Annotated in this window: 12 protein-coding genes; 7 read left to right on the top strand and 5 right to left on the bottom strand. The window is 46.0% G+C overall.

The genetic code is table 11. The features are described from left to right. Window positions 1-58 precede the first annotated feature (58 nt). Both KFE80_12995 and KFE80_12990 read right to left on the bottom strand, forming a co-directional pair. Window positions 59-1,642 (bottom strand): peptide chain release factor 3, encoded by a 1,584-nt coding sequence (locus KFE80_12995; protein UTW46736.1) that lies wholly within the window; start codon window positions 1,640-1,642, stop codon window positions 59-61. Between the two features lie 189 nt (window positions 1,643-1,831). After that, entirely contained in the window at window positions 1,832-4,555 is a 2,724-nt protein-coding gene (locus KFE80_12990; protein ID UTW45257.1) for an FtsW/RodA/SpoVE family cell cycle protein, read from the bottom strand. Between the two features lie 362 nt (window positions 4,556-4,917). Here KFE80_12990 and KFE80_12985 point away from each other — a divergent pair, with 362 nt between their 5' ends. Beyond that, the gene (locus tag KFE80_12985; GenBank protein ID UTW45256.1) at window positions 4,918-7,059 is read left to right on the top strand and encodes a TIR domain-containing protein; all 2,142 of its coding nucleotides are present in this window, start codon (window positions 4,918-4,920) and stop codon (window positions 7,057-7,059) included. Between the two features lie 235 nt (window positions 7,060-7,294). On the opposite strand, the gene KFE80_12980 is transcribed toward KFE80_12985, so the two are convergent. After that, window positions 7,295-9,433: a trypsin-like peptidase domain-containing protein gene (locus tag KFE80_12980; GenBank protein UTW45255.1), complete on the bottom strand. Its 2,139-nt coding sequence runs from the start codon at window positions 9,431-9,433 to the stop codon at window positions 7,295-7,297. 241 nt (window positions 9,434-9,674) lie between these two features. On the opposite strand from KFE80_12980, the gene KFE80_12975 reads away from it, so the two are divergent. Together KFE80_12975 and KFE80_12970 are read left to right on the top strand one after the other, a co-directional pair. Continuing rightward, entirely contained in the window at window positions 9,675-13,580 is a 3,906-nt protein-coding gene (locus tag KFE80_12975) for a TIR domain-containing protein (GenBank protein ID UTW45254.1), read from the top strand. A gap of 35 nt (window positions 13,581-13,615) precedes the next feature. Beyond that, window positions 13,616-17,677, top strand: a complete 4,062-nt coding sequence (locus tag KFE80_12970; protein UTW45253.1) for a toll/interleukin-1 receptor domain-containing protein — start codon at window positions 13,616-13,618, stop codon at window positions 17,675-17,677. 133 nt (window positions 17,678-17,810) lie between these two features. On the opposite strand, the gene KFE80_12965 is transcribed toward KFE80_12970, so the two are convergent. Together KFE80_12965 and KFE80_12960 are read right to left on the bottom strand one after the other, a co-directional pair. Further along, the gene (locus KFE80_12965) at window positions 17,811-18,965 is read right to left on the bottom strand and encodes a patatin-like phospholipase family protein (GenBank protein ID UTW45252.1); all 1,155 of its coding nucleotides are present in this window, start codon (window positions 18,963-18,965) and stop codon (window positions 17,811-17,813) included. Beyond that, complete coding sequence (locus KFE80_12960; protein ID UTW45251.1) at window positions 18,962-20,107, bottom strand: TIGR02584 family CRISPR-associated protein; 1,146 nt, start codon at window positions 20,105-20,107, stop codon at window positions 18,962-18,964. Before KFE80_12960 ends, KFE80_12965 begins: the two co-directional genes overlap by 4 nt. A 143-nt stretch (window positions 20,108-20,250) precedes the next feature. On the opposite strand from KFE80_12960, the gene KFE80_12955 reads away from it, so the two are divergent. From KFE80_12955 to KFE80_12940, 4 genes are all read left to right on the top strand, one after another. Beyond that, entirely contained in the window at window positions 20,251-21,975 is a 1,725-nt protein-coding gene (locus KFE80_12955) for an NAD-binding protein (protein ID UTW45250.1), read from the top strand. Between the two features lie 25 nt (window positions 21,976-22,000). Beyond that, the gene (locus KFE80_12950; protein ID UTW45249.1) at window positions 22,001-23,971 is read left to right on the top strand and encodes a hypothetical protein; all 1,971 of its coding nucleotides are present in this window, start codon (window positions 22,001-22,003) and stop codon (window positions 23,969-23,971) included. Window positions 23,972-23,985: 14 nt separating this feature from the next. Continuing rightward, entirely contained in the window at window positions 23,986-24,951 is a 966-nt protein-coding gene (locus KFE80_12945) for a threo-3-hydroxy-L-aspartate ammonia-lyase (protein ID UTW45248.1), read from the top strand. A 147-nt stretch (window positions 24,952-25,098) separates the two neighbouring features. After that, window positions 25,099-25,914: an iron-containing redox enzyme family protein gene (locus tag KFE80_12940; protein UTW45247.1), complete on the top strand. Its 816-nt coding sequence runs from the start codon at window positions 25,099-25,101 to the stop codon at window positions 25,912-25,914. The last annotated feature ends 17 nt before the right edge of the window (window positions 25,915-25,931 follow it).

Below are 25,931 nucleotides of genomic sequence, written 5' to 3'. Positions count from 1 at the left end.
TAAGATAAAATTTCTCACCAACAACTCACCACCAGCAGCTTGTTGCTCGAAGCAGCATTTAATGCTCCCTGGTCGCCCGGAAAGTCACATCCGGATAACGCTCTTCCGTCAACGACAAGTTCACGCGCGTTGGTGCTAAATAAGTTAAGTGGCCGCCGCCATCGATGGCCAGGTTTTCTTTGCACTTGCGCTCAAACTCTTCCATTTTCTTGGGGTCGTCGCAGTCTACCCAACGGGCAGTGTTCACATTTACCGGCTCGTAAATGGCTTCCACCTTGTATTCATCTTTCAAACGATAGGCCACCACCTCAAACTGCAGCACCCCTACCGCCCCCACAACAATATCGTTGCTGTTTTTTGGGAAAAACACCTGGGTGGAACCTTCTTCGGAAAGCTGCTGCAAACCTTTTTGCAGCGCCTTTAACTTCAGTGGATCTTTCAGGCGAATGCGGCGAAACAGTTCCGGTGCAAAGTGTGGGATACCGGTAAATTTCAGAGTTTCCCCTTCAGTAAAGGTATCGCCAATCTGAATAGTGCCGTGGTTGTGCAGGCCGATAATATCGCCAGAAATTGCCTCTTCCACATGGGAGCGATCCCCCGCCAAAAACGTCACTGCATCGGCAATTTTCACATCTTTGCCAATGCGCACGTGTTTCATTTTCATGCCCTTGGTGTAGGTACCTGAGCAGATGCGCATAAAGGCAATGCGGTCCCGGTGCTTGGGATCCATATTCGCTTGAATCTTAAACACAAAACCGCTGAATTTTTCTTCCGACGGATCAATGGTACGCTCGTGAGTTTCCCGCGCGATGGGCGTCGGCGCCCACTCCACAAAGCCGTCCAGCATCTCGCGCACACCAAAGTTGCCCATGGCGGAGCCGAAAAACACCGGGGTTAACTCACCGGCCAGGTATTCGTCCAGATTAAATTCGTGGCAGGCGCCGCGCACCAGTTCAAGCTCTTCACGAACATCATCGGCGTAAGGCCCCAGTAGCTCGGTAAACTCGTCGCTATCGATGCCTTTGATCTGAATATCGTCGTTGATGGTGTGCCCCATGCCCTGCTGGTATACGTGCACGGTATCGGTATACAGGTTGTACACCCCTTTGAATTCCTTGCCCATACCCAACGGCCAATTGATGGGGGCGGCTTTGATCTTCAGCACCTCCTCAACTTCATCCATCACCTCAATGGGGTCGCGAATATCACGGTCCATTTTGTTGATAAATGACAGAATCGGCGTATCCCGCAGGCGGCACACCTCCATCAGCTTGATGGTGCGATCCTCAACGCCCTTGGCACCATCGATCACCATTAGCACGGAGTCCACCGCGGTCAGCGTGCGATAGGTATCTTCAGAAAAGTCTTCGTGCCCGGGTGTATCCAGCAAGTTGACGGTACGGCCTCCGTAGGGGAACTGCATCACCGACGAGGTCACCGAAATACCCCGCTCCTGCTCCATGCTCATCCAGTCCGACTTAGCGTGAGGGCCCTTTTTACCTTTTACCGACCCTGCCAATTGAATGGCGTTGCCGAACAACAGCATCTTTTCAGTGATGGTGGTCTTGCCGGCATCGGGGTGGCTGATAATCGCAAACGTGCGCCGGTTGCCAAGTTGATTGAGAAAGTTACTATCCGCCATGCCGCCAAAGCCTTCATTGATACCCGTTGGTGAATACGCCCCCATGGGGCGCAAAGCCGCGCATTATACGCCATTCTCGGTAAATTACTGCCCATAAACAGATGGCCATATTAGCGGCGTCAAAGGAGACGGACTAAACGAAAGTGCCCTCTTGGATAGAGGAACAAAGCTGGCTATCCAATTGGAGGATTATTGCCAATCCAACTGCTCCACCGCTGCTACAACATCAGCAAAAGCAGCTTCGGCCAGTATGGCCAACGAACGACTCTGATCGGTCGGCGCGTTATCGAGCATTACAACCACCAGATAACGTGGGTCTTCAATCGGCGCCATACCTACGAACAGCCCGGTGTAGTTCTCCTCATAACCGGTGGGCCCAACCTTCTGAACCAAAGCTCCCTGGCCTGCAATGCGCAGGTCTGTGTTAACACCATTTTTTGATACAGACACTGGCTTGCGCTCCATATAAAAGCGAATCTCCCTGGCAATAGCCGGTGTGGTCAATGCGCTGCCAACCCCTTTGGAACGCTGATTCTTTGTTAACGTGACCGCTGGCATTTCGCCATCATTGGCTATCGCCAAATAAGCCTGTGCCAAGTGCAGTGGTGTTACAGAGAGGCCATAACCATAAGAGAGAGTGGCGGTGCCAACATCAGACCAATCACTCCAGTGAGGCAAGTAGCCCGCCACCTGGCCAGGCAACTCGATATTGTGGGTCATACCCAACCCCAAAGAGTCCAATGTCAGCCATAGCGTCTTTCGGGGAACATTGCTTGCAACTTGACTCAATCCCACCTTGCTGCGTTTTTCCAGCAACTCGGGAAAAGTTAAACGGCCATAATTGGCTGGGTCTTTAATAACGTTTTTGCCAATCTTCAAATAGCCAGGCGCGGTATCTACAGCGGTTACTGAGTCCCGAAAGTCGCGGTCATTCATTGCCCCCATCAGAGTAAAGGGGGAAATGGCCATACCCGGTTCAACCCGGCTGGAAATTGCCCGGTTAAAAGTATTCTGTATCAACAAATTCTTACGATTGTTTGGGTTATAGGAAGGGTAGCTAGCCAAAGCCAACACTTCGCCATTACGGGTGTCAACAACAATGGCGGCACCTTTCTCAATGCTATGCGCGGAAGCAGTATCTCTCAGTGTTGCAAAAACGGTTTGCTGAATTCTTTGATCGATGCTCAGCTGTACATCACGTCCCTCTTTGCCATCGAACAGTTGCTGACTAAAAAACCTTTCTGCCCCCTCCAAGCCTTTCCCATCCATATCCGAAATACCCACAACATGTGCCACTGACTCACCAAACGGGTAGTGCCTTTCTTCCACAGGATTAAAATAAACACCAGATATACCGAGATTTTTAACTGCTTGCACAATGTCTGAATCCACCCCCTTCTTCAGATAAACAAACTTTTTCCCCTGACTATTGAATTTATGTATACGATCAACTGTTTCCTTCAAATTCGTATCAAGCAATGCTGACAAGGCAACGAGCTTATTGTTCTCAAAATCAAAACCTTCCGGATTCGACCACACATTGTAAACTCGTACACTCTTGGCCAAAGGTTTACCAAACCTATCCACTATTTTTCCTTTTCTTTCACCCGCAACAGGTATCTTTTTTTCATCCTTGTGCAACAAATGATGAAAAGCCATTCGGTATTTTTCGTATTCTTTATCCAGTGCCTTATTTGAGACTGCTTCGGACACAAGACTAAAGCCTACTGTTACGAAAGACGTCATTAAGATCAAAAGTGAAGACTGCCGATAAAATCCTAACTCTTTTAAGGAAGAGTTATTAGATAATTTAAGCTGGTAATCAAACTTCAGAGCAAGAGCAACAACAACCATAAAAACCAAAAAATAACTACCGCCATAACTCAAAAACGGAAATGGCACATTAAACACGGGTAACAGGCCAAGCACACAGGCCACATGAAAAATACTGAGTAGGGTCATCCAAAAAGACAGAAAGTAAACCAGCATGCCCTCAAAGTGCTTTTGGTGTTTTATCAAGCGGCCAGCAATCGCAAAACACCGCCAGCAGATAACCGCCGCTAACGCCAATGCGGTTAACCCGCCCACAGCACCCAACTCTTCTACTAATGCAGAGTAAATAAAGCTGCCTTGAACGTCAGGAAGATAATTTTTTATAAGGCCATCTCCGTAACCCACTCCCCATACACCGCCGCCACCGATGGATGACAGACTCAGTACCATTTGATAACCACTGTCAAAGCGATGGTTGAATGGTTCATACAATTCGGCTATGCGAGCCCACCGGTAAGGCATTGTCATTACAGAAAACAGCACAAAACAGGCAACGGTCAAAAAGGTGATGCCCACAAATTTGTACCATCTGGCAATGCAACCACAGAAGAGAAACACCGTTACCAGCAACACTGTGCTGGTCACATCAGGCTGCAAACTGTTTAACAAGGCAAATACAACAATGGTTGAGAACAACAGCAAACTTGGTCTGCTGCATAGACGATTACTGCCAAAATTATCCGCGAAAAGCTTGCTGCTATAGACCGCAATAAAAAGGATAACCACAGGCTGCATATAGACAATCAGCGGTCCAATCTGTAGCCATCTGCTGGCACCGTTGATCTTTGCACCCACCCCCGGAACCAGAGTCAGCAACACCAATGCAATCGCCAACCCTAATAAATGCTTGGCGTACCTTTTGACCAAATAGCTGCGCCAATGCCAAAACAGGGCAACAGCGACCACCAATGAAACAGCCAACACCCAGAGATGTCGCCGGAAAAAGGATAATGAATCAGCATATATCCTCTCCCCAGGTGCCGATGAGGCGGAATAGATAAGGAAGATGCCCAACACAACCTGGCAAGCCACTGCCGCAATCAATACCCAATCCAGCCTTGCCTGCCTGTCATTCCCCATAGCGCTCTCTTATCTTTAATATGTCAGATAGGTTGCAATGATTCTGAAAGATGGGCGCTGAATACACCAGTAGAGGCCAGCCACAACAAACTTGTCGTTGTAGACGGCCACAGGCATTCATAACAAAGTACCAATCATGGGTACGATTGTTCTCTTTAGCGCGACTGGGGTTTACTATTCTTTGGGTTTTTGAAAGGAATTCTGCAATGGTTGATAGCAATAACAGTGATCCAACAGCCAAAACGTTCTTGGATATCACTACCGAAGAAGACCAGCAGCGAGCTAGCCTGGTTACATCAACAGTTTGCAACGCTTGAATCAACTACTGAAGTTTAAATGCCTGATTAAAGGAAAATATTCTAGTGGACAACGATAAGAAACTACCCGGCTATGCAGCGTTTATCAGCCACTCATCGAAAGATATGGAAAAGGCGTATGAAATATGTGAGTCCCTTGAAGAAAGAGGATTAAAGTGCTGGATAGCCCCTAGAGATATACGACCAGGGAAAGCATATGCAGAAGAAATAGTCTACGGAGTTCAACAATCGCGCTGTCTTGTGGTGCTTTTATCCGAATCTGCAAATAACTCCATCAATGTGGCCGCCGAAGCCGAGGAAGCCAGAAAATCTGGAAAACCCATATTTCCTGTCCGTATTGAAGATGTTCAGCCATCCTCAAAGTTGAGTTTTTATGTTTCCGTTACTCAGTGGATAGATGCATGGTCGGGTAGCTTACTGGATCATGTGGATCATCTAGCCAAGGAAATTCATGAGAGCAAAGGTGGTGATTATTCAAGCGATTTAAAATCACTATCTACTCTGGACAAATCCCTTCGATTTGCGCAAAGAAACATGATTGCTTTAATCGCTGTACTTTTGATTGGCCTTCTGGGGATAACTCTTTTTTCAAGCAAAGATACTCAGTCAGGAGCTGATAGCTTAAAAGCATTGGGACTTGACTCCATTCCTTCTAAAGCGAAGGACATTGACAAAGATGATTTAACTTTGTCTACATTTATGCACAAAGACATGGAACTAGGAGTTAGCATTCAACCTGTTTATCATCCAAAACTGTGGAAAGAGTTGGAAAGATCAACATACATTCTAAAATTTACAGATGGATCAGAACTAGAAGAATTTAGCCAAACAGCCTATTTCAACACCCACACCCCGATAAAATTAAAAGGCCCGGCAGAATTTGTTGATGTAAAAATTAAAACCCAAAAGGGAGTAGTGATTGGTCCATTCAAGTACAACCTAAACTTCGACCAATTACAAAAAAACTTGCAAAAACAAAAAGATCTTCTTAATGCAAGCCTAACCAAGCAGAATGAGGAGTGGGAAGAAAAAAGAAGACAAGATCGACTCCAGCGTACAAAAGAAAGATTTTCAAATGGAAGGATACTTTGGTGCTCTTCTTATTTCGGAAATTTCAGCCTTTGCAGATTAAATGTGGGGAGTGATGCTAAAGTAAAAAATCTATTCAAATCCATTTACTTTCATACAAAAAATAAGACAATTGAACTACCATTAGAATCGGATCAAAAAAATACGGACATCCTATTTCTTGACTCAATAAATGGCAATCAATTAGAGTTCGTCATTTCTACACCACTAAATGAGTTAAGTTACTCTGCCTTATACACGGACAACTCTGTCTCCGAGCATCACGATGCCAACACCAACCATCAAAACTTCCGCAAGGTAGCTGTATTTGAATTAGAAGGGCTTGCCCAAAATTCGCCTAGGTTATTCATTAATTCAGAACCAGGTGGCGGATATTATAGAAAACATAGCACTTGGCATTTATTTCCATTCGTATCAGCTGCAAAAGAAATCAGCTGGACTATACACGAGGGTGGAATAAATAAATTCACCAAGCAAAGAAGTGGCGAATTCACTGCAAATCATATACCAGCAGACAGCCTAGGTGTTACTTATGACGGCAGCGAGGGCCCAAATATCAAGTTAACTGTTATTGATGTTAACAATAATAAAAATGAATACGAGTACAAAGTCAATTGGCAAAAATGGCTTCCTTTGGCAGCCAGCTATTCCATAAATTTTGAAAATCAACATTTTATTCGGTGCAACAAGTCGAAAGTTCACAATACTAACGTGGAATACTCTGTATGCAGTATTGATCTGACCGAGCCTGTTGAACATGTTTTCAGTAAGATGGAGTGGGGTTTTGATCCGAAAAATTTAAAGGATTTTTCTGGTTACAACCTGGAAAAAGAATATCGGGCACTAGAAAGCAGAGTCTCAGATTATATGGATGAAGTGCAACGCAATGAGCAACTTGACGAAAAATCCAAAAAGCGCAGATTCAGGCACATGCCACAAACGATGAATAAGTTAAAGGTAGGTTGGATAGATCGGCCTTATGCTTATCAGAAAAGGAGAGAAGTTTTACTCGTGCAAGAAATGCCTCAGGCGGTATATTTTCGATTTTCTTTGATTGATGGCAGTGAAACACCTGTCTTTCGAATCATGAACGAATAGCTATCTATTTGGAAAAATCCATATACACCAAATCCCTATACAAAGGCGGTAACCACCTGCTTTTTTCACCCCACAGCCCAATATCCAACAACATATCAAACGCTTCTGACCTTTCCCCGGAGTGGCACGTGATGATGAGGACTTGATCAGGCAGATAGAAGATCAAATTACAGAATTGACTGATAGTAAAAGCCGATAAGAGCTAGGTAAAAGCTGATGTTGCGTCAACGGCTTATTATTTTTCTTCTGGCCAGTGATAAACAGTAGCCGAAAACCCCAGGCTTTCCTGTTTACTGGAAGTTACTAATTTCAAAACTTCTGAACCAGATTCTTTCTTACGATACAAAACATAAGCCTCACGGCGAGATCTCAGATCTTTATCGATAGACTTTTTACCTTGGAATAGATGAGTATTCAGGTCGCCGGGTTGGACTGGGTTAGTAATAAACAGATAATAGCCCGCAACATTGAGGTCTATTTCCTGAGTAACGTAAGTTTCCTGTTTTCCGTCTATTCGTTCTCCTGTGTTGCCTGTCAATGTCATTAGCTCCTGAGGCTCACCTTGAAGGCCCTTTGATGCTTTTACTTGGTGAATCGCAAATTGCTTTTTGGCTGCTACCGGGTCTGCTTGCCAGGACGTTTGGTTAATTTGATAACTGACTGTGTCTTCTGGTGCATCCGCACTGACACGAGTCGCCAACTTCAAATCGACCTCTGTGGGGCCATCGGTAATAAATAGCCGATAGCCGAGAAAATTCCCGTAAGGAATCGGATAGGTGTATTCAATGACTTTACTGTCAGCACTTACTGGCTTTAGTTGAATGCGCCTAGCCCTTGATTGCACGGTGACCAAATGAACCCCTGCTTTGGTGAAAGACATTGTATTTACGCTGCTAAGCAATGATGACGAGGAATTGTTAATAGCTTCAAAACTGCCTTTTACAACTACCTCATTGAATGGCTTACTCAGGCCAAAAACTCCCTTTACGTTCTCAGCGACTTCAAAAACCGAGGCATCAATGCCTTTTTGAAAGCCACCCAGGCTCTGCGACCACTGATCCAGGTAATTTTGGCTGGTAAGCTCAGACTTTCCTGCCAGCAAGTCGAATAAAAAATCCACTCGTTGGGCAAAGTTAATGTCCGCCGGGTTTGCCACCCGCCCCCGGGAAGTCATGGCAATATTGACTGCACTAACAATACCGATAACCTTGCCCTTGCGCGTAAACAAGGGGCTGCCACTGGCACCTCCAATCATGGGAATGCCGTGCTGGATCAGGCGGTTGTTGTTGTCGTCTCGGGCGGTCATAAAAAAGTCTGTAAGCCGCACTATCTCGTCTTGCTGAACCACCGGAACTGGCTGCTTTAAGGTACCGGGCAATAACTTTTCCGCAGGAAAACCCACAAAAGCAACGGGGGTTCCTGCTTGTAGCCCCGCTAGCTCATCAGCAGTGGCCAAAGCCAACGGCGATGCCAGCTCTTCGTTATCGGTGACATTTAGCAGTGCAACGTCCGCTGCCGATACGGTTCTCATCAACTCCAGGGCATTAAAGCCTTTTTGAACCGGCAAGTAATCTTCCCACAGCCTGTGAAAATCACGGTAGCCTGGGTGTAAAACCGCTTGTGTAACTCGATGAGTCTGGTAGGGCGGCACCGATGACCGAACCAACATATTTTCGCCCGGCTTCAATGAATTAAATTTCTCGGCGACGTGGGCGTTGGTGGCCAGTTGGCGGCTATCGGTTACCCAGGCAGTACCATGCAGGCGTTCGCCTTCACTGTCATTCTGGATTAACACCAGATACACCGACTCACGCACATCGTTAATAGTCGACAGTGGTATGCTGGTTTGCGCTTGATTCAACCCCTCCAGTGACTGTGATACCGTCGTCAAGTCCCCTTCGAGCTTGCCGATATCACGGAAAAACAATAATCCGGCAATTATCAAACCAGCGACAATAGGCAGTGTGTACTTCAGCAACTTTCGGTTGCGCTGGGCCACTTGCCCCGGTTGCCAGCGGTGTTCCACCATGGGCAATTCAGACTTACGGTTGTCCAACACCTCCACACGCACCCGAACAACCAGCCCTAGCAACAACTCTACCGAGCCGGAGATTTCTTGCTCTTCGTAAGGTTCTTTGCCGTCAATACGGACGGAGTGTGCGTTGTTCAGGTCCAGCTGATAGCGCCCCAAGCTACGCCGCAGGCCAATATGTTCATTGCCAACACCCAGCTCAACCGTGGAGTCTTCAAAGATCACATGGCAAATGTCCGCATCGCGACCAAGCACAATATAGTCTTGCTCACGAGCAAAAAAGTACTCGGTGTCGCCGTCAAGGGTTTTACCATCAAGAACTGTTATTTTTATGCCGTTCACGTCTATTCCCTGAGCTTATTGGTTTGGGAATTACTCTATACAAGCAATGGTCGCCCAACAAGCTAAAGCGTGCATCTGCCACAAACTTGTGGGCATCGCTGCAGCGGTAAATTAGCCATAAAGTGTTATGATTTAAAAATAGCTTTTACACAGTGATAATTAAAGTTCCAGTGAGACAACAACCAACCCTTGAATGCAGCACAGCACTCCTTTTACCCATCACTAATGATGTGAAACCTCTATGAGCAACAGCACTGTGGCACACAACTACTTATATCGCGCATTCATTAGCTATCGACATACCGATGCAGATCGAAAGTGGGCCAAGTGGTTGATGCATTCTCTGGAAACATACCGCACGCCCAAAACTTTGATCAAAAAGGGCATAGCACAGCGGGTTGGCAGGCTGTTTCGGGATGATGACGAAATTCCCGCCTCCAGTGACCTGGGCAGCCAATTGGAAGAAGCGCTGCGAAATAGTGAATTTTTACTGGTCATTTGCTCGCCCAATACCCCCTCTTCCCATTGGGTTCGGCGGGAAATCACACTATTTCAGGAAATGGGCCGTGGCGATCGTATTATTCCACTGCTGGTGGAAGGCGAACCTGAAGACAGCTTTCCGTCAGAGCTACTACAAACGGTCAGGACACGCACTTTGGCCGATGGCACAGAAGAGCGTTATACAGAGAAAATGGAGCCCCTAGCCGCGGATGTACGCCCCCGTTCTGATGAAAAACACAAAGCTACCCGCCATAGAGCGCTAATAAGAATTCTAGCAGTTTTATTAAAATGCCATTTCGATGATCTAGAACAGCGGGAACAAGTTAGGCAACGGCAGAGAAGCCGACGACTGTTTGGCCTGTTCTTTATTGTTGCATTCGCTGCAATGACAGTATACGCGGGTCAGCTATTTCAGCAGACCAGAGAACTCAACAAAGAGCGCTCTATATTTCTTGCACAACTGGCCAAAATGCAAAGTGACGCTGTTGACAGCCAAGCAGACGACGACAGGGGGCAATACGACAGAGCCATACGATACGCTATGATGGCCACTCTCCCTGGACCGCTGCACCCAAAATCCGATGAAGCTAGAGATCAACTCTCTCGCGCCTTACATTCACAGCCAATCATGCTTCAAATAAATAAGCCAGGACAGCCGTTTAGTACGGTTGCAATAAGCCCTGGCAAAACTCAACTAACTGGGGTTACAACCAATAACGAGATAACCGTTTTTGACTTCGATAGACACCGCCTTATCAGTCAATTCGCCCTCGACGTAGGCAATATAGTAAGTATCACCTACCACCCAACTAAAAACTGGTTGGCGCTGGTCACAGGAGATGCTGTAACTCGAATTATTGATTTAAATATTCAGAAAGAAATCTGGAAAGCCCCATCTTTGGGAGTTAATGTTATAAAGGCTTCTTTTTCTTACAATGGAAAGTATTTGCTAGTTTCTGGTGGCAACCGATATCAAGTATGGGAAATCACTTCTGGAAAGCTCATCGATCACGAAAAATTTGCAGACAATCGGTTAAAAAAAATTGACTGGGTTCCCTGGAAAAATATTATTTACTTGCACCTTGAACAAGGAAAGTCATCAGACTATGTTTTAAAAACCAGGAATCCTATAACCCAGAGCGACATCAATAGCATTGGAAGCAGCAAGGAAAGTATAGAGATAGCAACCACCAACAAATCGGGCACAAAGTTTTATATTCAAAGGCGAATTGGAGAGAGACCAAGCAAAGAGCACTACCTTTCTATAATAAATTCAGAAAGTTTTAGAGAAATAAAAAAAATTCAGGTTAAACCTGAACATTTAACTAATCTTTTATTAAGCGACGATGAAACCATTCTTGTTGCATCGCTATACGGCGGAATGGACGGAGCAAAATCAGCGAATATATACGACCTAAACAAAGGGGTTATTAAAGCCTCTTTTGAAGCCCCAAGTCCATTTCTTGAGATAATCTTTGGCGCGCATGATCGCCAGATATTAACGTCTCACAGCTCTGGTGTTGTTCGCGCATGGGATATCTCATTAACACCAGTCAATAATGCCGATTTTAAGCTGCAAGGCCATGACGGATCGGCAGTTACGCAAACTTATTTTTTGAAAAAAAATCATTCTGTGTTGACGTATGGTTCCAATGGCAGTGCCAATCTTTGGTCGGTTAAAAATATAGACAATAGAATAACCAGCCTGCCTTTTAAGGGAACACCAAAAGGCATTTCTTTCTCAGAAGATGGAAACAAATTTTTCGTTTATTCAGAGCACAACGCTTCCGTCTTTGACCTATCAAAAACCCAAAACGCTGTTGATAACGCCAGACCTGTTTTTGCACTGGATAAATGGCGACACCCTAAAACTATTCACGCTCACTGGCTACCTAAAGGCAGCGGTGTTATTGCGTACCTTGAGAATGGAGAAATCATCAAATCCATTAACGGCAACTTCTCAAGCCCAGAGTTCAGCGTATTGAATTCCAAAATATTATCTGTAAAGGAAAACCACCAAAAATCATTTGCACTGGCATCCCTCGAAGAGGGTATATATGTCATTAACGTAGAGAAGCCGGAAAAACCAGAAAAGTTTTCAGGCCCTGTTGGCCACGTTTCACACATTGCGTTCAACCCGTCCGGAAACTTGGCAGCGATAGGAACTAAGGAAGGCGGTATTTTTGTATGGAGAACTGACAACAAAGAGCTAATATACGAGTCACACAATAAAAAGAAAAACCCTGTTTTATCACTAAGCTTTTCGCCAGACGGCAGCTATTTAGGCACCTCATCAAAATTTGGAAAATTCCAAGTATTAGACACAACTAGCTTCAGTGAAATCGACACCAAAGCAGCCAACAAAGAATACTTAAACGTAAACTCTCACAAATTTTCGCCGCACAAGCCGGAAGTATACTTATCAGGCTTCAACGTAAAGCGCTACTACTCCACCGGAGTGCTAAATCTAAACACCAAGGAGTACCGCTTTGAGTGGAGCTCTGGATCCTGGGTATCTCCAGACAGTGTAGAGTTTTCTAACTCTACTGACCGAATTTTCGGCGTCTATGAAAACTCATTAACAAAAACTCACCTGAATCTGATTTCAACCGATTCAAAAGTCATCACAGCGTCTGTAAATAAGTTTGGGGCGGGAGTAAAGGGTGGGTATGCCGTTAATACTACTCGAGGCTTAGCTGTAACAAGCAACTGGAACCGCATTCATTTATGGGACATTTTTTTTGCCAATGAAGCCAACATAGAGAATATACGCAGAAACGCTTGCAATGGCTCTCTTTCCGAGCAATCTCTGATTATTTCTCAAGAAGATATTCACCAAGCGCCTATTTTAAAGCGCTATTTAGGGAAAAATGTTTGCGATATCCAACCCTTTTGGGAACGCAATAGTCGCATAAATCCCTTTCAATTGCGACATTCATCGATAACGCCAAATGACTTTCTTCAATCGATAGACAGTATTAGCACACCGAATATTTCCAGCTTGGATTACCTGAAAGAATTTTTGATTTATTTCGATTTTGAGGATTTGAAAAAATCTTCCGAAGCATTTCCAATCAAATCTAACTTATTAATAGCTGCAGGTTTCATGGCTGGCCTTGGCGTAGATAAAGACTTGCAAAAATCCATCAAGTACTACGAAAATGCAGCCTCATTGGGAAGCTCAGCCGCACAGTACAATTTGGCTCTTTTATTGATAAAGGACAACCCTGAAAAATCGAAAAAATTAATAGAAGAGGCCGCTCAACAAGGACTCTGGATTGCAAACCGCTTTATCGCGCAACAAGCAATCAAAGCCGGAGATACTGAGAAGGCCAAGCAGTATTTAAAAGTCGCCATTGACAGTGGCGATTCAGCCTCCGCGTACTTAATGTTTACAATTAATAAAAATCTTTCTGGCTCTGAAAAGCAAACAACCGCCGAGACTTGCGCAATAGAAAAGCAAGCCGCAACGTCCAATAGCCCCCAAGTAGCGTTGGCTTTGGCTCAATGCCTGATAAAGATAGAACAACGTGACCGAGAACTGACCAAAGAAATACAAAAAGCGTTGCTGTATGCGGCTCAGCAAGATCGGTTTCCCAAGATTAGAAATGCCGCACTGAAAAAACTGGCGTTTTTAAAGCGCTAAAGTAAAAAACAAACGGATAGGCAAAAACCAGCGATATGGAAGTACAGAACTACAACTACAAAGCGTTTATCAGTTATCGCCACGCCGATTTAGACCGGAAGTGGGCCAAGTGGTTGATGCATTCTCTGGAAACATACCGCACGCCCAAAACTTTGATCACAGAGGGCATAGCACAGCGGGTTGGTAGGCTGTTTCGGGATGATGACGAAATTCCCGCTTCCAGTAACCTGGGCAGCCAATTGGAAGAAGCGCTGCGAAATAGCGAATTTTTACTTGTCATTTGCTCTCCCAACACCCCTTCTTCCCATTGGGTTCGACGGGAAATCACACTATTTCAGGAAATGGGGCGTGGCGATCGTATTATTCCACTACTGGTGGAAGGCGAACCTGAAGACAGCTTTCCGCCAGAACTATTACAAACGGTCAAGACACGCACTTTGCCCGATGGCACAGAAGAACGTTATACAGAGCAAGTGGAACCCTTAGCCGCGGATGTACGGCCTCGCTCTGACGAAAAACACAGAGACACCAAACACCGGGCTCTAGTGAGAATATTGGCTGCCATGCTGCGCTGTCGCTATGACGACCTGGAACAACGCGAACTCCAGCGTCAAAAACGACGTCAACGCAACCGCTACGCATTGGTGGCCAGCTTATTGATACTTAGCCTGTCAGGAACTGCGTGGTGGTGGGATTACAACCGTATTAAAACCCAGTACTACATGGACTACATCACCGAATACGGCAAACCCAAAGGAGTTGGCCCACTAAGCAAAGCACAGGCCCAGCGCATGAATGTGGCTTACGCTTTGCAGTACCAGCGGCGCCAACTCATTCGAATGCTGCGGCAGACTGGCGCGCACAAACTCAATCCGTTATCAGAGGCGTATCAGACTCCCGCTTGGCTGGAAGGAGTGGCCCTGTGGCACTTTCAGTACGACGGGAAGGGGCGAATAGATGAAATCACCCTGTTTGACAGCAAAGGCCAGCAAAAAGTTGAGCAAAGCTACACCTTTACCGACGATAACCAAAGAGCCACTATCGCCTTTAAAGCCAAAGACGCTGAAGGCCGAACCCGAGTTGCCGAAGTGGCTACTTTTCAATCTCTGTTAGGAGCCGGCCATCAAAAATCAGAAATTTCCCAACACTTTGTCACCTTTGACGCTAATGGCCAAGTTGTTCGGCGGGAATTTGAAACTCACCGTGGCATTAAAACCAAAGACAGCAGTGGCAGCGCCGGGCGCACCTACCGTTACAACAATCATGGGCAACTTATATCCATTGGCTACCTAAACCTTGCTGGGCAGCCTCTTACCCTCAAGAATGGCATTACTCACATCCATCTGACTAGGAACGGCCAATGGCTGCCCACTATCATCAGTCTACATAACCAGCAAGGTGACTTGGTTAGCAGTGACCAAGGTCCTGCTCAATTTCAAATGGCCCATGATCAGCACAACAATATTACCGAAATTGTTTACCTGGGAACCGACAACCAGCCCTTGATGCACAAAAGTGGCTACGCCAAAAAAGCACAAGTATTTGATGAACGAGGCAATGCCACAATACAAACCTACTTTGACACCGATAATCGACCCACCTTAATCAAGAATGGCTACGCAAAAATAACCGCAATGTACGACGAACGCAGTAACACTATTGAACAGGCTTATTTCGACACCCACGACCAGCCAATTCTAAATAGCGGGGGCTTTGCCAAGCTTACACGAGTATTTGACGACTCAGACAATATCATCGAAGAAGCCTATTGGGGTTCCGACAAGCAACCCACGTTATACCTGGATAACTACGCCAAAGTCACCTGGGTTTACGATAGACTAGGCAATATCACCGAAATAACCTACTTTGGCACCGATAACAGTCCCATTCTGCACAAAAATGGCTATGCCAGAATCATCCAAACCTTTGACCGGCGTGGAAACCTTATCGAACAGGCCCTCTTTGGCACCGGCAATCTACCTACTTTGCATAAAGAAGGTTATGCCAGGTTCACACAAATATTTGACCAACGGGGCAACCTTATCGAGCAAGCCTTCTTTGGCACCGATAACCAACCTATCCTGCATAAAGAAGGCTATGCCAGGTTCACACAGGTATTTGATCCGCAGGGCAACCTTATTGAACAAACCAACTTTGGCATCAAAAACCAACCTGCAGCTAATAAGAAAGGCATCGTAAAAATAATCGCCAACTATGATGAGCAAGGTAAAATCACTGAACAAGCTTTTGTAGGTATCGATAACCAACCTGCTTTAAGCAAGGACGGCTATGCCAAAACTACTTGGCGCCACGATGCGCGAGGTCACCTTACTGAAGTCGCCTACTTTGATGCTAACAATCATCTCACTTTACATAAAGATGGTTATGCCAAGCTCACACAGGTAATTGACTCACGAGGCAATATCCTCGAACAAGCCTATTTTGGCACCGACAACCAGCCCGTTTTGCACAAAGATGGATATGCCAAAATGATTCAAGTGTTTGATCAACGGGATAATGTTATAGAACAGGCTCTCTTAGACACTCACAATCGGCCTACCTTAAGCAAAGATGGCTATGCCAAGTTCAAACAGGCATTTGACCAGCGGGGCAACGTTATTGAAACAACCTACTTTGGTCTCAATGGCCAACCCGCCCTGAACAGAAATGGCTATGCTAAGTTCACACAAAAATTCGACCAGCGGGCCAATATTACTGAACAAGCTTATTTCGGCACCGATAATAAGCCCACCCTGAACAAAAATGGCTATGCCAAAATCACACAGGCATTTGATCGACGGGGCAACCTTATCAAGCAAACCTATTTTGGCACCAACAACCAGCTCTCTCCTACCAAAGACGGCTTTGCAAAACTCACACAAACTGTTGACGAACGCGGCAACATTATAGAAGAAGCTTTTTGGGGCTCCGACAGTAAACCCACTTTAGTTAAAAACGGCTACGCCAAGGTCAAAAAACGTTATAACCAACGCGGCAATATCGTTGAACATGCGTACTTCGACACCAACAACCAGCTTACCTTGGGCAAAGGGGGATATGCCAAGACTACACACGGCTATGACGAGCGCGGCAATATCATTAAACAAGCCTATTACGGCACCGATAACCAACCCATTTTAAATAAAAGCGGTTATGCCAAAGCCACGGTAACATGGGACAAGCGTGGCAACCTCACCCAGGCAGCCTATTTCGACACCAATAATCGCCTCACCTTACACAAAGAGGGTTATGCCAAATTCATACGGACTTTTGACAAACGGGGCAATATAAGAGAAGTCACCTACTTCAACATTGATAACCAGCCTATTTTAAACAAAGACGGCTATGCCAAAGGCATACAAGTATTTGACCAACGCAACAATATCACTGAGACAGCCTACTTCGGTATCGATAACCAGCCCATTCTGCACGAAAGCGGGTATGCCAAAATTACTGCCGATTACGACGAACAGGGCCATGTTGTAGAACAACGCTTTTTTGGCACGAGCAGCCAGCCGGTATTAAACAATCGCGGGTTTGCAAAATCCACAGCCAAGCGAGATTTGCTAGGCAGACTTATTGAAGAACATTACTTTGGCGCGGATGGTCAACCAATTGATCGTACCAATACTTTGTTAGCCAATGAAGAACTCTCTAGCGTTTTGGGTAGCTGGCAAACTCTGATACTACGTGGTATCCACGATGAAAAGGCCCTGCAGTCTCTAAAAAAGGGTGGTTTTGCCCGTATTCGACAACAGTTCGATGCCCGTGGCCACATCATAAATCAGAAGTTTTTTGGGGCAAACAATTTACCTAAGGCGGGGTTTGACGGATTTACTCAGGTGAGTAGCAGCTACAATGCGAAGGGGTTGCCAGTGCGCATCAAAGCCACCCTGCCAAATACCAGCACTATACAGTTGAAACTTATCTATAATTCGCGCCAAGATATTACCAGGGTTTCTTTTCTCAACGCCGATGACTCTTTATACACCAGCGCATTGGGTTTTGCTGAGATTCTATTTGCTTACGATAAGCAGCACCAGCAATCCAGTGTTCAATATCTAGATGCCAAAGGAAATGTAGTAGGGAATCGTTAGCAACCTAATTTCCAATACCATTAACAAACATCAAAGCCGTATAAAAAACCTGTTAAAGCTATTAGATAAACTCCTGCTTAGCTCGAACCCTGCCATTGGTTCATTATGAAAAAAACGCATGGCTTATTAAGGCCTACTGTCCGCTCTGTGATTCCACAATAAGCCCTTCAATGCCAACTTGATTTTCAGCACTTCGCCTCCCAATTTCCAGCAATAAATCAACCGCTCCGGGCTGATCTATTCGGCTAATACGTTGCAGAGTTTTATCATCTATATCGTAATCTAGGTTTTCACTTAACCACTGCCGGTTCAGCCTTACATTTAATCGGCTATACGTACAGGCTGGTTGATGTAATTGATCTTGCGACAAATCTCCAATTTCGCTATCTATCAACCAGGGCGCTGGGCAGTGCCCCAACCATTGCATCATGGTCTGCACCAAGCTGTCGCAGTCAGACATGAGTGACATCATGGAATTGAATGCCAACTTAGCTGCCGGTGTTTTCTTTTTAACATCACCGCCAATCGGGGAAATAGCGCCAGTACCAATCGATAGTACATGCAATTTATCCTCTCCCATTGGCCAGCGGAAACCGTAGCCCTTTATGGTCGCCAACATAAATAACATCAATGCAGGGTTGTTATGAGGACTAACTCCACCATCCACGAATACGCCTTCAACACCTGGGGCAATATCGATCAACTCTGGCTCGAAATACGTGGGAGCTGCAGTGCTGGCACGTATAAGCTTCGGCAAGAGCAGATTTTTATTGGCGGTAAATTCCATATCGTGATGGCTGTAATCGCCGTGGCTATAAAACGGGCCGCGTGGATGATTATGAAACAACCAAGTGCTGTGGGTGTCTAGCCGTTTGGCAATAACACCTAAGCCACAGTGGAGTTTATTGGAGCCCAGAGTAGTCTCGCCAAGGTGGCGTTCCAGCAAATCGACCAAATGTTTTGAAGGAAACTTAGGTGCTAACAGGCCGCCCACTAGCCATTGCTTTTGAGCAAATATGTTTTTAGATAATACGCGATAAAGTTCTATCAGCTCGGTAGCCGAATAACCCAGCGCCAAACAAGTGGCAATAATAGAGCCGGTGGATGTGCCACCGATAAGTGCAAAGTGGTCTGAAAGGCGGAATTTGTTACCCGTGCCGTAATGTTCTGCCAGCAGTTTTTCTACTTTCTCCAGAAAAGCCAGAGATATAATCCCTCTTATTCCGCCACCGTCCAAAGCGAGGATGTGCTTAGGGCCTTCACCATACAAGTGGTGTTCCAGGCTCACTGCTCCTCTCCACCTGAAAAAGACGAATGCCCTATGGTAATGATATTTTCAGGCGCTAACGGCAAGCCATATTCGGTATTTGGACGTTTGCCATAGGCAGCCACCTTAAAATGCACCGCCTGCGACTTAAGTGAATTTAGCAACTCTTTGTTTATTCTAGAATTTTTTTCGGAAATATAGTCAATTGTCAAACCTCCGGCAAGAGATTGTTCAGCGCGCTTGATACTAATATGCTCTGTTCCATACAACGCTTTGGCAAAGCTTAGAAATGAATGATGATCCCGGCTCCGAACAGCTACTCTCCCCTGCATACCGGACAATCCTTTTCGCCTGAATACCAGCCAGGCATACCAGGCAAAAAGAATAGGTGACAGTTTTATTTCTTTACCGTTACACCATAATCGTTTTTCAGTGACATCCAATTTCATAGACGTCGTATGGGCGTTGTAAGTAATCGAAGAAACTGCCTCCACAAAGCTTGCCTTACCTTCAAGCAATTCTACAGGCATACCTTCTCGCAGTCTGACAAAGGGAATTTCGACCAGCTGCACTTTCGCATCTTGCGTATTCAGCCTGTTGCCTGCCCTATCGGTTATATAAGTGGCTTTTTTATTGGGGTAGAAAAACTCATCATCGGCTTCGAAGGCATGAGTCACTATGGTGTGCGACAACCTATCTTGAGGCCTGCCAAATAAAGACAGCGCATAACCTAGGTAATAAGATATGGTCCTGCGCCCACCTGTCAGAGACACATGCAATGCTGTATCAGGTTGGGCGGTTAGTAACCTTACAGTCTCTGTAATGGTGTCAGCCACTATTTCGTTATCTTCTAAGGTCTCAATATCATCCAAAGGGATACCAGTAGCGGTTTCTAACAACTGCACATTATTGGCTTCAAAGTGTGTGTCGTTAAGACCATATTCCCGGCAAAGCTGATAAAAGTGGCCGCTGGTCTTATCCAATAATTGAGACTTAATGTTCTCAAGACCAACTTCCGTAGTAATCACTTGAATTTCATTAGGCACAACGGGTTGAGGTTTTTGGCTCAACGCATAGATAATCTCGGTGATAATTTGAGGGTATAGCCCGCAAGAAGTGAGCAGGATAGTTTTATAGCCTTGATGCTCCAGATTTCTACTCATCAGGCAATCCATGTTGTGTATTCTATTCATGCTCTTGGCTATACGAAGAGCGGCTTACACTGCTTGTGCTCAAAAGGTATATGGGCAACAATCAATATATCAAATCGAATCAGAACAGCAAGCCAGAGTAACGATCGCTTACCATGCAAGATTCACGGAGTTTGATCTTTTCCAGAGTTGAACGGACTGCCATTGGCATAGGTATGGCTTTGGCTATGGTACTGGCTATACTCGGTTTTACCCAGCACTATCAAACCACTTCACAACCAGCCAGTTTTCTGGACATCTTGTACAACGCGATAGGCGTCTTTTTTCTACAGGTGAGCATTGAGCCTGGCGATATACCAGTTGCTCTTGAGATCGCACGCTGGCTTGCGCCAGCTTGTCTGAGTTATACCGCATTTAAAACATTTACCACGGTGATGAGCAACCGCTTATTGCAACGGCGGATATCTCACCTCAGTGGTCATGCCATCATATGTGGTTTAGATTCGGTCAGTACACGAGCTCTGGATACATTGCTGACAGAAGGCATAACTACTGTCGTAATCGAAGCCAACAACCAGAATAAATATATTGGCCAGACTCGAAAAAAAGGCGCTTTTATTCTGGTCGGCAACCCTGCTGACTTAGCCTTGTTGAAGCAAGCCAATATGCGCAACGCGATGTGTTTGCTGGCCGTCACTGAGGATGATCACATTAACCTGGAAACGGCTTATCATTGTTTTCAGCAGCGGCAATCAGATGCTGCACTGCCACCGATCAGCTGTGCTGTTCGTATCAGCAACCGGGAAATCACCCAAGTACTTTATCAACAACCGCTGTTTGCCACCGATCAACCTAATTTCTCCTCCCGTATTATTGATTATGAACAGTTGGCGGCTCGGTGGTTGCTAGGGGAATACGGTCCAGACAAGATATTGGGCAATAAGCTTAATACTCATGGCACACTTACTATTGCATTAATCGGTGAAAGTGCCCTTATTGAAGAACTGATTATTCGCCTTGCCTGTATTGGCCACTACGGTCAGTCTCAGCCTCTGCAAATTTGCGTTATTTCTGCTCACGCCAGCAAGAATGTAAACGCGTTAATATGTGCCCAGCCTGCACTGGACAGCATCCTTCGTATTTCAGCCCACGACACCCAGATAAGTGTTCTAAACGCCTCCTACTGTCAACAGGTCTTTAATGGTATCCAGCCCGATATTGCTTATTTACACACCGACAATACAGAGCAGGCTCTCTCTTGGGCACAAGTGCTTATGAATCTGGAGCTTGCTTTCCCAGTTGTAACTTGTGAATCGGGTGATGGGTTTTTCCCAGATATGCTAGAACGGCAACTGAAAGACAGCAGTCACTTTGCGTGTGTAAAGGTTATGGAAGAGAGTTGTCATTTCGACAATATTATTAATACCCACCAGGATCATTTGGCAATGGCCATTCACAAGAACTACAGGGACTCACAACTTGAAGTGAATGATACATTGGCGACCAATGCCTCCCTTGTAGATTGGCAGCAGCTCCCGGAAACTTTAAAAGATGCCAACCGAAACCAGGCCGACCACTTACATATCAAGTGCCGCAAAATATTCGGTGAAGATTCATACACTGCTGAAGCGATCAGCGCACTACTAACTGATGACAACATCGAAATATTGGCAATGATGGAACACGACCGGTGGCGTGCAGAAAAAGAGCTCAATGGTTGGCGATATCATCACGGTGGTAAGAACAATAACAAACGTCTGTCACCCAACCTTGTTCCATGGCAAGACCTTTCTGAACTGGAAAAAGAAAAGGACAGAGATTCGGTACGCCATTTACCTAAGCTACTCACCCTCCTAGAGAAAACTCAAAGCTCTTCTTAGCATTCTAGATAGCGAGCCTGCGCACATGGACACAAGCAAACCTTTAGATACGGTCGATAATATTTACACAAGTATGATCAATAATCCATTGATGCCAATGACTTTACGCATTGGTCTCGCCGGACACAGAAAACTGCCTGACGACGATTCGGAACAGATGCAGTGGATGCGGTCTCAATTGAAAAGTATTTATGCATCCATTTACAAAATATCATCTGATTTAGCAAACACTCCCGATGCATGCAGCCTATACCAAAAAAGTTCTAAGCCTGTATTTCGACTAATCAGTTCTTTGGCAGAGGGTGCTGACCGCCTATGCTTGCAAACAAAACTTGTTAATTTTGACCACCAGCTGGCATGCATACTGCCGTTCTCAAAAGAGGAGTATGCCAAGGACTTCTCACCGACCAATAGCGTTTCAGATCAAACCAATGGAACTGTTAAGGAATATGAAAATCTGTTGGAAACAGCCGACTATGGAAAAGAGAATGGCCAGGTCATTGAACTTGATGGCGATCCCACCCAAAGACGGCAGGCATACCGCCAGTGCGGCAAAGTACTGACTGAGCACAGCGACATACTCATTGCCGCCTACGATAGAGGCGACAGCATCACCGCTGAAGTTGTTCAACAGGCCCAAACAAGTGGAATTCCAGTCATCTGGATCTCTACTGAAAATCAGTCTGTGACCTTATTACCCTCCAAAAATTTTGGCCATGACTCTGAATCAATACCTTTTTCTGATAACGCTTTGCTGAAGGAACTTCGTCGCTTACTTTTATTTGAAGACATTTTTTACGGGCAGCGTGACGATACTGCTGATAAAGTCAACGAACGCAAACAACGAATATACGATCGCTTCAAGCGCTTTAACGGAGGCTCACTACTTACAAAAAGCGACAGTACGATAGATTTTGATAATTCCGGGCCTATAGAGCTCAATACGAGTAACGAAGGCCTATTTAGTAACGCTTTTTCCAGATTCAAAAAAGCGCTGGCCCCCAAAACCAACAATACGGAAAACACTAAAAGCGTTCGGCTGCTGGATCAAGGGCCCAGTGTCCACTACTTCTACGCCGCCTACTTACGAGCGGATCGGCTGGCCAATTACTACAGCAACTTACACCGAAGTACGTTTTTATTGATCTACCTTCTCGGGGCTGCGGCTTTGATACTCGCCGCCCTGTCTTTGTCGTTTAAAGAAAATGAAACCCTGGTGTTGATTTTGGTGAGCACTAAACTGTTTTTACTGGGCAGCATTTACTGGCTATACCGTCGCGATCATCACAATGATTATCACTGCAGATGGCTCGAATATCGATTCCTCAGTGAAAGCATACGGCCCATGTACTATTTGATTCAGCTGGGCAAAACGTATTCCCTCACTAACCTGCGGGATACACGGGAATACCTGGACAGAGAGTTAATTGGTCACAACAGGGTTGGGCGGGGCTGGCTGTATATTTATATTGAAATACTGATACGCCACACAGGTTTTAGCAACTGTCGGCTTACGCAGAGCTCAGTACAGGATATAAGCAATCTGGTAGGCCAAACTTGGATCAAAGGTCAGCTCGATTATCACACTAACAACGCCGCCATTATGCAAGTTATTGGCAGCAGACTGGGTCATTTTAGTTTGGCGCTTTTTTTTGCAACCGTTGGAATCGTATTGTTCAAGCTGCTTAAGCTCATATTGTGTTTTAAAATACCATATTTCCTTATCGAATTTTTCGGCTTGGCAACGGCAATATTTCCGATACTCGCGACAGCAGCATTTGTTATTCGAAACCACGCCGAGTTCGATATATCCGCTCAACGCTCTCTAACCATAAAACCCTTTTTAGCCATGCAATGTAATCGTTTAGCGAACGCAAAGTCAGACATGTCATCTCAGCAGCTGGCTACACTGCTATACGACACCGCTGCTGTCACTACCAAGGAGGTTGCCGATTGGTTGGAGATCTATGAGGTCAAGGAAGCTGAGCCTGCCTAAAAGGTTATTACACAATGATTCAATTACCATCACCTACATATGATGACGTAGCTACCGCAGCTGAAAATATTGCAGGCTTCGCCCACAAAACCCCGGTAATGACCTCTCGAACGGCCAACGATTTGATAGGTGCAGAGGTCTACTTCAAGTGCGAAAATTTTCAGCGAATCGGGGCGTTTAAATTTCGCGGCGCTATTAATGCTCTTTTGCAGCTGAGCCCCGAACAGAAAGCTGCTGGTGTGGTGGCGTTTTCGTCGGGCAATCACGCTCAGGCCATCGCCCTATCCGGGCAGCTATTAGGCATCCCAGCGACTATTGTGATGCCCGAAGATGCACCCGCCAGTAAGATAGCCGCCACCCGTGGCTATGGCGCTACGGTGGTGACATACAACCGCTACACGGAAGACAGGCAGCAAATTAGCCAGCAGCTGGCCCAACAACAAGGGTTGACGTTGATTCCCCCCTACGACCATCCGTGGATTATCGCTGGCCAAGGAACCGCAGCCAAAGAGCTGTTTGAGGAAGTGGGCGAGCTGGATGCCCTGTTTGTTTGCCTGGGCGGTGGTGGCTTATTGGCAGGTTCAGCACTGGTTGCCAACCAGCTTTCACCAGAGTGTGTCATCTACGGCGTAGAGCCAGAAGCGGGCAACGACGGCCAACAATCACTGCGAAGCGGCCATATTGTCCGTATCGACACCCCCAAAACCATTACCGATGGTGCCCAAACCCAGCACTTGGGGGAATACACATTTCCGATCATTCAGCGCTACGTGAGCGACATTGTCACGGTCAGCGACGATGAGCTGGTGGATGCCATGAGCTTTTACGCCGAACGCATGAAAATGGTGGTGGAACCCACTGGCTGCCTGAGTTTGGCAGCCGCACGCAAACACAACCTCAGTGGCAAACGGGTGGGCGTGATTATCAGCGGTGGCAATGTGGATATGGTGCGGTACGCGAAATTACTCATGGGTCATTGAATGCAAGCAACACCTTGATTTAGACAGGTGTGACCGAGCTCATGTTTTGCAGTCTCCATTCTTCTGGCCTGTGGCTATTGGGTAAAATACAATGGCGCCCAAATTAAGAGGTCCCACAGCCACCCAACTACCGTGTATCGAGCCGAAATGAACACCGATTACAGTACCTGTGAACAGCTGTCTGTCGCTGCAAGCACCGGCCATTCCAAGGAAATTAACAGGGACTTTATTCAACGGCTTCAGGCTGAAGCGCTGGAATCCATGGCGGTCAAACACCCATATCTGAAAGCCATTGCCAATGGCGACTTTGCGGATATGCAAGGGGCGTTAAAAACCTTTGCCTGCCAGTATGGCCATTACACTGCCCAGTTCACCCGGTATGTGTCGGCGGTTATCAAAAACACCACCAATAACAGCCACAAGGCCATTCTGATTGAGAATCTGGAAGAAGAGCTGGGTAACGCACACGACGTTGATTTGCCGCCAGAATTGCTGGCCACCATCGCCGACCAACCCCACAAAAAACTCTTTCAGCGCTTCCAAAAAGCCATCGGGGTCGATGAGGCCTATTCGGAGCAATCACCGCCCTTCCCGGCGGGAGCTGATTGGGCAAAACAGTTTTTACAACTGTGCGAAACCAACCAGTATGTGGGTATCGGCGCAATCGGTATTGGCACAGAATTTATTGTCTCAGCCATTTATCGACAAATATTGCAGGGGATAAAGGAGCACACCCATCTGCAACCCGAAGAGCATGTGTTCTTTGATTTGCACAGCGAGTGCGATGACGAACACGCGGAACAAATTACCCGCATAACATCCGACCTGTTAAGAGAACCGGGTGCCGCTGAACAAATTGAGTACGGAGTCAGACAAGCGCTGGCACTGAGAGCAACTTTTTGGGACGCCATATTGGGAAAAAGCCAGCAAGCGCCGCTGCCCGAAGAACCCGCATTGGCGTAAGACTGCTGTCAAAATCT

This window comes from bacterium SCSIO 12696, from assembly GCA_024397955.1.
In the GTDB taxonomy this organism is placed as follows: Bacteria; Pseudomonadota; Gammaproteobacteria; order Pseudomonadales; family Porticoccaceae; genus SCSIO-12696.
This window is presented reverse-complemented; position numbering and strand designations above follow the sequence as displayed.